Annotated in this window: 11 protein-coding genes and 5 pseudogenes; 5 read left to right on the top strand and 11 right to left on the bottom strand. The window is 42.8% G+C overall.

Annotated features, from left to right (window positions below; genetic code table 11):
- Nucleotides 1-135: 135 nt before the first annotated feature.
- A pseudogene (locus tag LC653_RS42015) lies at nt 136-267 on the top strand (2-dehydropantoate 2-reductase); the annotation flags it as partial.
- A gap of 73 nt (nt 268-340) precedes the next feature.
- Here the strand turns inward: LC653_RS42015 and LC653_RS42010 are convergent.
- The 4 genes and pseudogenes from LC653_RS42010 to LC653_RS41995 form a co-directional block, all read right to left on the bottom strand.
- Complete coding sequence (locus LC653_RS42010) at nt 341-1,354, bottom strand: 3-oxoacyl-[acyl-carrier-protein] synthase III C-terminal domain-containing protein (protein ID WP_229501211.1); 1,014 nt, start codon at nt 1,352-1,354, stop codon at nt 341-343.
- Nucleotides 1,355-1,391: 37 nt separating this feature from the next.
- Nucleotides 1,392-1,750, bottom strand: a pseudogene (locus tag LC653_RS42005) (ATP-binding domain-containing protein); the annotation flags it as partial.
- Nucleotides 1,751-1,763: 13 nt separating this feature from the next.
- Entirely contained in the window at nt 1,764-3,074 is a 1,311-nt protein-coding gene (glnT, locus tag LC653_RS42000) for a type III glutamate--ammonia ligase (protein ID WP_229501210.1), read from the bottom strand.
- 186 nt (nt 3,075-3,260) lie between these two features.
- Nucleotides 3,261-4,223, bottom strand: coding sequence for a fatty acid desaturase (locus LC653_RS41995; RefSeq protein ID WP_229501209.1), 963 nt, complete (start codon nt 4,221-4,223; stop codon nt 3,261-3,263).
- 231 nt (nt 4,224-4,454) lie between these two features.
- On the opposite strand from LC653_RS41995, the gene LC653_RS41990 reads away from it, so the two are divergent.
- Nucleotides 4,455-4,682, top strand: a complete 228-nt coding sequence (locus LC653_RS41990) for a hypothetical protein (protein WP_229501208.1) — start codon at nt 4,455-4,457, stop codon at nt 4,680-4,682.
- A gap of 7 nt (nt 4,683-4,689) precedes the next feature.
- Here the strand turns inward: LC653_RS41990 and LC653_RS41985 are convergent, their stop codons facing one another.
- The 3 genes and pseudogenes from LC653_RS41985 to LC653_RS41975 form a co-directional block, all read right to left on the bottom strand.
- A complete protein-coding gene (locus LC653_RS41985; RefSeq protein WP_229501207.1) occupies nt 4,690-4,821 on the bottom strand; it encodes a DUF4174 domain-containing protein in 132 nt (43 codons plus the stop codon).
- A gap of 243 nt (nt 4,822-5,064) precedes the next feature.
- On the bottom strand, nt 5,065-5,334 hold the full coding sequence (locus tag LC653_RS41980) for a hypothetical protein (RefSeq protein WP_229501206.1): 270 nt from the start codon (nt 5,332-5,334) through the stop codon (nt 5,065-5,067).
- A 286-nt stretch (nt 5,335-5,620) separates the two neighbouring features.
- Nucleotides 5,621-6,703: pseudogene (locus LC653_RS41975) on the bottom strand (ABC transporter ATP-binding protein); the annotation flags it as partial.
- Nucleotides 6,704-7,342: 639 nt separating this feature from the next.
- Here LC653_RS41975 and LC653_RS41970 point away from each other — a divergent pair.
- Together LC653_RS41970 and LC653_RS41965 are read left to right on the top strand one after the other, a co-directional pair.
- A pseudogene (locus LC653_RS41970) lies at nt 7,343-7,948 on the top strand (hypothetical protein); the annotation flags it as partial.
- 117 nt (nt 7,949-8,065) lie between these two features.
- Entirely contained in the window at nt 8,066-8,284 is a 219-nt protein-coding gene (locus tag LC653_RS41965; RefSeq protein ID WP_229501205.1) for a hypothetical protein, read from the top strand.
- 220 nt (nt 8,285-8,504) lie between these two features.
- Here the strand turns inward: LC653_RS41965 and LC653_RS41960 are convergent, their stop codons facing one another.
- Both LC653_RS41960 and LC653_RS41955 read right to left on the bottom strand, forming a co-directional pair.
- Nucleotides 8,505-8,690 carry a hypothetical protein gene (locus LC653_RS41960; protein WP_229501204.1) on the bottom strand — a complete coding sequence of 62 codons (186 nt, stop codon included), beginning with the start codon at nt 8,688-8,690 and terminating at the stop codon, nt 8,505-8,507.
- Nucleotides 8,691-8,860: 170 nt separating this feature from the next.
- Nucleotides 8,861-9,043 carry an IS4/Tn5 family transposase DNA-binding protein gene (locus tag LC653_RS41955; protein ID WP_229501203.1) on the bottom strand — a complete coding sequence of 61 codons (183 nt, stop codon included), beginning with the start codon at nt 9,041-9,043 and terminating at the stop codon, nt 8,861-8,863.
- Between LC653_RS41955 and LC653_RS41950 the strand changes: the two genes are divergently transcribed.
- Nucleotides 9,019-9,249 (top strand): GNAT family N-acetyltransferase, encoded by a 231-nt coding sequence (locus LC653_RS41950; protein ID WP_308189234.1) that lies wholly within the window; start codon nt 9,019-9,021, stop codon nt 9,247-9,249. The two genes, LC653_RS41955 and LC653_RS41950, sit on opposite strands and share 25 nt — an antisense overlap.
- 228 nt (nt 9,250-9,477) lie before the next feature.
- Here LC653_RS41950 and LC653_RS48130 read toward each other — a convergent pair.
- Nucleotides 9,478-9,792 (bottom strand): annotated as a pseudogene (locus LC653_RS48130) (transposase); the annotation flags it as partial.
- A gap of 507 nt (nt 9,793-10,299) precedes the next feature.
- Nucleotides 10,300-10,759, bottom strand: a 460-nt coding sequence (locus LC653_RS41945) for an IS66 family transposase (RefSeq protein WP_229501201.1), incomplete at its 5' end; no start/stop codon positions are given.

Genomic DNA, 10,759 nt, shown 5'->3' with positions numbered 1-10,759 from the left:
ATTTTTGGAGTTTATAAATAAGCTAAACTTATCTTTTATTCAAGGCATTCAGCTTTTACACATTTCTTCAAAAACGGTATTATACGCTACTATTTTTTAGCGATCGCAAAACTTTTCGGTCTACTGAGTTTAGTTTGTGGCTTAGATGTCCACTTTTTGCTAAAGAGTGATTATGAATATGTCAGTAAATCTGGTTTGGTTATTGAGTCAAAAGATGGTGATTTCATCCTGACTCAAGTCAACGCCTACAATGATATAGAAAAAATGAAGAAACTCAAATTGTAGGATTCTGGCGCTTAACACCACCATCTTTACCTAACAAAATGATTGGTTAGTATCTCTAATATTTTACAGTTAACGCTGCCCATGAAAAACCAGCAGCACTACTAGCTAAAACCACAAGATTCCCAGGCTTTATTTTCTTTGACTCTAGAGTTTTAGCCAAGCCAAATATGGTATCTACAGCACCTAGATGACCATATTCAGGCAAAGAAATGAATGTCTGGTCATCCTTTAAATTTAAAGATTCTAGAATGCCTTTAGATAAGCTCTTTTTCACTTGATTTGTTAATAAAAAATCCACATCTTTTATCAAATAACCACTTTTTTCTAAGGACTTGTGAATCACCTTACTATAGTTTTCTAAATACACATCTGATAAGATTGTTTCTAGTTCTTGAGGGTCTTTGATTTTTAAATAATTCAGTTCATCGTTAATTTGTGTACCACCGACAGGAAACTTAGTTCCTGCTGACGATACCTTGAGACAATCCACCAATTTTCCATTTGTGATGGCGTGATAAGAGAGTATTTGATTGCTTGGTTCTCCTTTTTTCAATATCGCTGCTGCTGCACCATCAGCCATGATAAATATTGATAAACTATTCACATCTGAATAATCTAGCAGCATAGACAATTTATCACTACAGACAACTAAGGCATAAGATAAATCATTATCTGCCAGTAACATATTTCGACAAATATGTATTCCTAGATTGCCACTATTACAAAAATTTCTCACTTCAAATGCAAAAGCGTTTTCTGCACCAATTGCCTCTTGAATTTTGGCAGCAGGAGACCAAAATCTGTAATCATAGTCTCCTGCTGCACAATAAGCAATCAAATCAATTTCACTCGCTGTAATTTTTGCCTTATTTATAGCTGATAATGCTGCTTTAATTCCCATGTCACTGGGATGTTCGTCTTGGCCTGCAATTGGTTTCTGTTTGATACCAATCTTTTCTGTGAAAACAAACTCAGGTAGATTGGCTAATTTTGCCATTTCCTTACTGGTTAAAATTCCTGTGGGAATGTAGTAACCAACAGACGTGATACCAACGGTTTGTTCGATCATGCAGAATACTCTAATAAGTGAACAACTTGCTCATTAACTAGCCGGATTGTAACGCTGCTTGTAACCTCTGTTGCAATCGGGTATATCGCTCCTGCGATTTTGTAGAACGAACGCACATACTGATTGCCTTCTTGCTGCCAACAATAATTGCCAGTTTCTTAGCACGGGTTAACCCTGTATAAAGTAAATTCCGAGTCAGCATCATGTAATGTTGCCTGTACCGACTAATCCCCGTGACATTGGTGCAAGCACTTGTACATCAGTAGCAGGATTAAAACCAAGTTTGGGAACCAAATCAGCAATCAACTCGCTAATCGCCTGCACTCCATGTTCTGCTTGTAATCCTCCACCATGCCAAAGACAATCAGATTGAGGTGTGTCAGAAATTGATTCAATTAAATCTCTGTAGTTAGCAATCTAACGTATTTTCCAGTTCCCAAGGAGTGATGCAGGTACTGTATTCATTCCACTCTTGGTGTTTCAATTTTAAATAAGCAGCTGTTAACCGTTCTCCAAGGCTTTGGGTTAGAACTGTGTTTGCTTTTAAGCAGCGTAATGCATCCAATAAGTTTGTCGGCAGCTGTTTTACCTGATCAAGGGGAAGCGGATCTGTATAGCTATTATTGTCATAACGTGGCCCAGGATTGCGCTTTTGGACAATTCCATCAAGTCCGGCGGCGATGAGTGCAGCAGCTAGTAGGTAGGGATTAGCCGCACCGTCAGCGAGACGGAACTCAAAGCGCCCAGCGTCAGGAATGCGGATAGTATGAGTGCGGTTATTGCCGCTGTAGGTAATGGTGCTAGGGGCCCAAGTTGCCCCGGAAGTAGTGACGGGTGCGTTAATTCGCTTGTAAGAATTGATTGTGGGATTTGAAAAAGCACACAGCGCCTCGGCAGAATGCAACACGCCTGCAATAAACTGGTAAGCTAAAGGTGAGAGTCCTAGTTCTCCCTGCTCTTCGTGGAAGAGATTTACTTTGCCTGCTGCATCCCAGATAGAGAGATGAGTGTGGCAGCCGTTACCAGTCAAATGGGGGAAAGGCTTGGGCATGAAGGTAGCACGCAACCCGTGCTTTTCGGCAATTGTTTTGACCATATATTTAAAGAAGGCATGACGATCTGCGGTGACAAGGGCATCGGCATACATCCAATTCATCTCAAACTGACCGTTTGCGTCTTCATGGTCGTTTTGGTAAGCACCCCAACCAAATGTCAACATGGCATCGCAGATTTCGCGAATTACTTCATAGCGGCGCATCAGGGCTTGTTGGTCGTAGCAGGGTTTGCTTTGACGATCGCGCAAATCAGATATACTGTTACCTTCGCTATTAAGCAGAAAATACTCACACTCTACTCCTGTGCAGACGCTATAGCCCAACTCCAAGGCTTGTTTGAGGACGCGCTTCAATACAAGTCTGGGGGTTTGTTCTATGGGTTGTCCACTCACAGTGTAGAGATCCGCAGGCATCCAGGCAACTTCAGCCTCCCAAGGTAATTGAAACAGACTAGCTCTTTCGGGTATCGCTAAAATATCTGGATCTGCTGGAGTCATATCTAGCCAAGCCGCAAATCCCGCGAAGGAAGCACCATTAGCTGCCATGCTATCAATGCTTGCAGCAGGCACAAGTTTTGCCCGTTGCACCCCAAACAAATCGGTGAATGAAATTAGAAAATAACGGATACTCTTTTCGCGGGCAATTTCAGAAAGTGAGTTAGTCAAGTCGCTTTGCTCCAATTAAAAATTCAAAATGGAACCTAATAGCATTACTGCGTAGACGCGGAGCGGCTTGTCTGTGACATCGCCTGCAAGTTCGCCGTAAGTTTGGTACACTAACCTCGCTTCGGATAGAACTGCACCACACTCAAGCCGAAAGTTTTCTTTTCGAGTGAAAACTTGGGGATTTTGTCATATTGCTGATTGTCCCGATTTAGTCACAATATCCCTGTTGACTTTTATATAGCCTGGTTCAATGTGAGCAAAGTGCGGACTCAACTGCTTATGAGCATCAGCCAGCGCGTGGAACGGAATTGATGGGTATAAATGATGATCTGCATGAAACGGCATATTCCACATAAAAAATCGCACAGGCCAGAGGGTTAGTGTTGTGCGCGTATTCGTCAGCCGATTAGCATCAAGAGTGCAACCTGTATGTTCTGCTAGCAGAATAAAACGCAGAATTGGCTGACCAACAATTAATGGCAGCAGCCAATAAAGTATAAACCAAGGCTGACCTACTGCAATTGAGAGAGCGATCGCAGCTGTATAAACGGCTAATTGCAGTCGAGTGGAGCGAATAACTTCAGTACGTGCTGATTCTCTTATAAATGGGCAATCATCAAGTTGACCGAATGCAATCCGAAAATGCCCACGGATTTTTCCTAACCACCAGGGTAAACCGCTAATTATTAATAAGTATTTAGCAAAGTTGCTTGGTTTGGGGTCAGTTAATTCTGGGTCTTTATCAGGAACGCGAGTATAAAGGTGATGCCATTTGTGATAATGACGGAAGAATGTGCTGTTGTAAAATGAGAGCAAACCTGCACACCAAGCAATAGCATCATTTAAAGGATGAGCAGCGAATGCAGTTCTGTGAACGCATTCATGCATAGGTGCAAACATAGAAGCAATACTAAAACCATAAATCGCTAGTGCTGGTATTGCTAACGCCCAATTGCCCAAGTTTGTCGCCCACAGATAGCCGCTGCATCCCATGACAGTTAGATGCAAAGCCAACTGAAGCAGCCCTTTCGAGTTGGAGCGATCGCTTAAAGCACTCAAATCCTGTACAGAGAGAATCTGATGGGGGTTGTGCTGCCCAGCAGCTTTACGATTTAATAATTCTAATTGAGTAACTGCACCATTAGACATAATTAATTTGCCTGACCGATAACCTATGTAGAGACGTTGCAATGCAACGTTTACACTCTACAAACAATCCTTAAATTTTGGGCGATCGCCTACAGTGGGCGTTAATATTATCAAATTTCAATAATTTCAATATAACTTCTTTTGGAGAGTGCATCAACAGTTAGTTATTAAAAAGTATAGGGTGAAGTGATAGGCGTGCGATTCCTAGTATCCAAGGAGTGGAATCTTGAAATGGTTGCACATAGTGCGTTGGTTCTTCAATTCTTCTCGCCAGGGCTTGAGGGCGATGCCGAACGCGAGTGCGTCTCCAAGAGTTGGCGGGCGGGTACGCCATCGCTTGGAGTGGATTTTCGGTATAGCAGCAGTGTACTGCTTTGTCACAAGCGATCGCTTCCTCGCTTGTATTTTATAGCTACTTTCTTTTTCGCTCTTGCATTTCTTGCTGGCGCATGGGCATAGCGCCAATTTACTCAAAAATTGCTGTCGCTTGGACAGGTTTTGTGTCTTGGCGCTTAACACCACCATCTTTGCCCACCAAAATGACGCGAAAATTTTCTTTATTAACCCCAAAGCGTAAGCGCAGCTGAGGCGATCGCAAGAGCGTCTCCTAGAGAAGTTATCGCCCTTCAGTTATGAAAGAAGCTGAGGCGATGCCTACGGCGGTAAACTACGCAGTTTGGCAATTTTTCCTCGCTTGATTTTCAGGAGGGCGATCACGTCATATTTAAAAGCATCGTTCATCCTTGTCCTCAAAACTGAGTACTTAAGATAAATTTGATACTTAATATTTAGTTGATATATAGATTAATTACTGCTTCATCTGGGAGAACCAGGATAGTTCTCAGATCACCATCACATTCGAGGGTGGCAAGCTGACGAGCAAGGTGCAGTCTGGATTGAAGTAGCACAAAGTGCGATTGACTTTTTCATTTAACAGACGGTCATTGGCATCGTAGTCATATCCTGTAACTGTTGTTAGATCATTAACGATTTCACTTTTGGTCTTCCGGTTCCCTACCTTATCGTAGATATGATGATTTTGTCCAAGTAGTGCGATCGCTCTTGATCGTACTCCATGCGTGTAGTGTTCCGTTATATAAAACCTACTCAAAAGAAATAAATCTGTATGAAAATGATAATCATAGAAAAGGGAAGGGGTAGAGGCGAGCGTTGCTCGCCTCTACCCCCGACTATTCGATTATTATTATCAATAAGCAAGCACATAATATTCTAATTAACGATGCCGATGCTCTTCGGAGCGACCATTCTCTGTTTTCAAGTATTAATACTATATATTATGTTGTAATAAATATTTTTTTGTACTGAAAATAACGTTCAGCGATCGCATGTTCTTTGGGGTCATCTTCAAACACCCTCTTAGAGACCTAACAAAACTGGAGCATCTGTTCTTGATTGGCATGGAAACTACCGTAACAAATATTTTCAGCAACCGTACCGTGGAACAAAAACACGTCCTGACTCACCCAACCAATACATTGCCGTAAATCGAATAAATTGAGGTCGCGGATATCTATGTCGTCAATTAAAATCCGCCCACTCTGTACTTCATAAAAGCGTAGCAAAAGCTTAATTAACGTACTTTTACCTGAACCCGTTGCTCCCACAATGCCGATGGTGGTTCCTGCTGGAATCTGTAGGGACAAATTTTTGAGTATATGGCTGCGCTCATTGTAGGCAAAGGTAATATGATCAAATTGCACTTTACCAGCCACAGTTTCGATTGGTAAGGAGCGATACTCCGCAGGAGTCGCTGCGCGAACGCCTCCTGGAATTGCAATCGGGGTATCCAGTAAGCCCATGACACGACGTACCGATGCCATCGCTCGCTGATATTCATCCATGATTTTACTTAGTTCGGTGAAGGGCCATAGTAAATCTTGAACAATATACACCATAAAGCTATAAATTCCCACACTGAGACGACTTTGTAGCACTTCCCGACCACCCAGATACAGCGTCAGCACAAACCCAAACAAAATCAGAAATCGCAGCACCGGCTCAAAGGCTACACTCAGGGCGATCGCCCGTTTGTTACTGCGACGATAGGCTTCACTTTCTTGAAAGACGCGATCGCTTTCATAGGCTTCGGCGGTAAAGCTTTTAATCGTGGCAATACCAGAGAGGTTGTTAGCGAGACGATCACTAATGGTTCCGGCACGATCGCGCACTGTGTCATAGCGGGGAGCTAACCGGAATTGAAACGCGAAGGTTCCCCACAGAATAAATGGGATGGGTAGCATCGCCAACCAGGCAATACCAGGAGCCAGAAGCACAAAGCTAATCCCCACCTCAAATACTCGTGTGAAGAAGCCGATCAGGTCTTGAGCGCCAGAGTTGAAGAAGCCTTCAAGCTGGTTGACGTCATCATTGAGAATAGATAGCAGGATGCCCGTGCTACGGTCTTCAAAATACGCCAGTTCTAGTTCTTGTAAGTGATTGTAAGTATCGACATAAAATTCCCAAACCCTCCTATCAACAATGTAAGCTCGACCATTTTTAACAGCTTTCAGAGATAGGATCAAAGGATTCTGATACAGATGCGGTGAAGGGTTATTAAGCTCCCTGAAAAATAGAATGTCAGCATCAAACTCTTGAACACCGTCTTGAGCCTCATAGCCAGCAATGAAGCGATAAAGCACTTTTTTATCAGTCGTCAGAGGACCTGAGAAATCAAGGATGGGTTGGTAGAAATTACGATTTCCTGCCTGAAATTCAAGCCTGTAATAAGGCTCACTTAAAGGCTTCTTAGTAACCGTGTTAACTATTCCACCAGGTTCTAGGGCTGACTTTTCACGGTATGTGGAAAAGCCCATTTTGAGGGTTTTCCAAGCCCTGATTTTTTCGTTAGCTATTTTCATTAACTTAAAGCTATTGAGAATTAGCCTGTGGAAAAAGTCACGTTTTTTTGGGGCTTGAGGACTTACCGTGAAAAGTCAGGCCCGACGTAGGCGATCGCTTTCCTGAGCGTGTCTTTTGTGGCGATCGCTTCCATGACACTGCATCAAGGACGACCGCCTGACCCCTCCTCGACTGTTCAATAACTTTCAAAGCTGTAGCCCTTATTCCGTATAGCTTAGAGCTTTTCTTAGTGCCATTCATCTCTCAATGCTTGGGAACTGTCACCAGATAAGCAAGAATCAGTGAGAACAAACCTGCTAAAAGCTTTCCCCGCTCTTGCTGACTTGGAGGATTTTCTACAAGTAGTAATTGGTCGTCCGGTGATTATCCCGGCACTGTCCGAGCAACTCAACCAGCAGCAAGCCGAATGCCTTCTTCAGATTACCAAGTTCATTCAACACTATGACCAAAATCTGGAGCAGCGGTTACGCGAATCTGCACTTGCTGGTGGTGAGCAACTCGCCGCGCAGTTACTAGAAGAGTTGGCTGATTGGGAACCGGGACGTAAGCCCGTGCTGTTTAAGAAGAAAATGCAACGGCATCTAATGAAGGTTCAGGTCTTGTTAGCAAACGCTTCACCGGAGGCAGGCAGCAGCTTGGAGGCGATGATGGCGCACTTGGATTCTATCGTTAATGATCCGGCAATTAAGTCTAAGAATCTCGGCAGTGATGGGCGATCGCATCTGCAACAAAAGATGAATGATATCCGCGTTAAACTCTTGGACGAACAACGCAACTTACAACAGCTTGCGACTGGTGACGTGGGCTTGTCGAAAGCCACTCTGGGCGCGTTCAAGTTCAGATAGATAAAAAGTCAACAGTGAGTGTTTATCACTGTTGACCTAACTTACTTTTTTGATGATTAAAAGTGCAGTTTCACCTCAAAAAGGATATCGCATTTCAAAAGAAGGAGCAAAATTCTGATGTCACACTTTTCCAAAATAGCAGTCAAGTTTAAGGATCAGTCGTATCTGGTCGAAGCACTTCAAAGGTTTGGCTTTTATCCTGTTGTTCACAAACAGCCAGTTAATTTGTACGGTTGGCGGGGAGACGAAAGAGAAGAAATAGCCCACATAGTTGTACCCCGTAATCAAATGTGCGTTGAAAACAGCAGAAGCGATAATCATCATTTATCCAGTTAGTATCGTTGACGTGAATAGCAGGTTTAGTTTCAGTTAAAGGTGAGAAAATTTTGCGACAATCTGCTGCTGTTACTAACCTATCATTTTCACTTCGTACAATAGCTAGACGGCAGTAATGATCCTTAATACCTCGATGTCAATTGTGGCTTGATGAGGCGTACCTGGTGCATCTTCGAGGGTAAAAGCTAGGTAAGTACTTGCAGCGACACCGGGATTGAGTTTATAACCCTTGGCTAGGATTACCTTGACGTTGAAATTTAGTTATTTGCACAGCAATAACACCCGGCAAAGCTTGAGCAGTAGCATATAAACGGCTGAGATAAACTGGTTGTCCAAAGGTGAAATTATCAGGATGAAACACACCGCGTTTGCCATCTGATAAAATGCGATCGCTTCCACAACCCAACCAACAGTTAATACCTTGGGTAGTTTTGGTGATTTGGCTTTTAAAACCCGAAGCTGAAGGGGATTGAGGACTTCAATCGCGGCGATTGTGGGCTGGGTACGATGTAGATAAGTCAACTGCAACAGTTTCCGCCGTCATTTGGCAGTGCGGTTCAATTAGCTTTGAAAATTCTACTTTTGGGTTGGCAAAAACTCATAAGCCCTCTTGAGTAGGGTTGCTCCACTGAAGATTTCTGACAGTGCTTTGCCAAATTCTTGACTTAAAGCAAAAGCACGCTCATTCAATCGGCGATCGCCCAATATTACTTTCTTTTCGGCTTGGGAGGGGAATGAATTACAAAGGATGTGGGGCACTAAAAGAACTAGATTCAAGAAGTGGTGAAATCAAATCAATGCGTACCGCCAAGGCTCACCGACGTAAGGGTGTCGCCTCAAAGATTCTTGAACACATCATAAAAGAAGCCGAACAGCGTGCTTACGATTGTCTGAAGAAAGGAGACAGGGGCAATTCCAGAGTTCGCCCCAGCACGAGCCTTATACATACGTTATGGGTTCTTTGACCGAAGTCCCTTCGCTGACTACATTGATGACCCGAACAGCGTATTTATGACGAAAAAGCTCTCTTGAAGCGTTCAAGAGCTTTTCCGGGTGCATGTTTGACTTCAAGCAAGCCCCTTGTTCCTTCATCTTTATACTTTCTCACCCAACGAGTTATGGTTGCTTCCAGAGCGCCCTAAACGTTCTGCGAGCGATCGCCTGCTGCTGACTAGTCATGATATCGATTAACTTGTGTCGTTTGGTACAGGTTTCCGGTCATCAACATTGGCAGGAGTGATCATAAAAGATAAAATTTCTCGCCTCTTCATTAATTATTAGATGTAACTTAAAGCCAAAGTACCAACAAACCAGAACTCTTTCCCCAGTTAGCTAAATCTTTGAACAAAAGAATTGCGTTTAGCCCTTTGATTTAGACATATTTCAAGGGAAGTTGAATAAATATTGTTGATGCCAGTGCTATGTCCACGACGCAGATGAAGATACCAACACAAAGGTATTAAAGCACTTTTCTTCAATTCTACAAATCGGTTATAACTTACAAGTTGTTACATTACTCAACGTTCATCGACCGCGCGATCGCTCACACTATGAACGTTTCTTTGCTTGGCACGCTACTTTTTACCGAGCAGTAGAAGCTACCAGTGTTACGCCTTTCTCTCCTCGTGCTATTGACCGAGGGATTGCTGCCATTACTAATGTAATATGGGTATAATCCCAGAAGCTTGGAATAGAGACTCTAATTTCAAAGTAAAATTTTCACTAGTTTTTGAAGTCGCTAGGGAAGCCCAAGCGTGCTTATTTGAAAGCTTTGTCAGAAAAAGTGTTGAGCTTGATGGAGGGTGAAATCAAGGATTAATGTCACAAAAAACAATGCACCAATGCTTTGGTTGATTGTACAAAATAAAATTTGAACTTGTGCATAGGGGCATTTTATTACTGATAAGGGACTGAGCAAGAATATCTAACTACGAACAAAGATCAACATATATTTTCATAATTTTGATGAATAAAGGTAGTACCATTCGATGATGAAATCCCGTAAGGATTCAGGTCTAATATTTAGGAAGTAGAGATGGGGGAGACAGATAATTATTAGAATCAACCAGTAGTGCTTGTACAAAAAAATCAATAATAGACTTGCCTTGACGACGACAAGTCTGCACCACCGTCAATAAATCGGCAGTGTGTTGAAATCGCTCCATTGAACGAGAGCCGCCACTGACTTTACGTTTTGTGACAGCTAAGCGAAGCGATCGTTCAGCCTGATTGTTATCAGGAGGAACTTCAGGATAGTCAAGGAAATACCACCACTGATGAGCTTTATCCCGTAAAGAACGTAAAAGGTTTCCTGCCGTAGCTCCTGCCTTGCCAATCCACTGATTGAGTAAAGTATGGCGATGATACTCCACTACTTCTATTGGACATTTCACCAACTGTGCTACTTGTTGAAAATCAACTTTTATTGGTTGGAGGATAAATTCTGCTTGACCACAACAACATATTTGTGGGCGA

Origin of the sequence: Nostoc mirabile CHAB5784 (genome assembly GCF_020829645.1) — a bacterium.
In the GTDB taxonomy this organism is placed as follows: domain Bacteria; phylum Cyanobacteriota; class Cyanobacteriia; order Cyanobacteriales; family Nostocaceae; genus Nostoc; species Nostoc mirabile.
The sequence above is the reverse complement of the archived record's forward strand: the minus strand, read 5'-3'. Positions and strand labels throughout refer to the sequence as shown.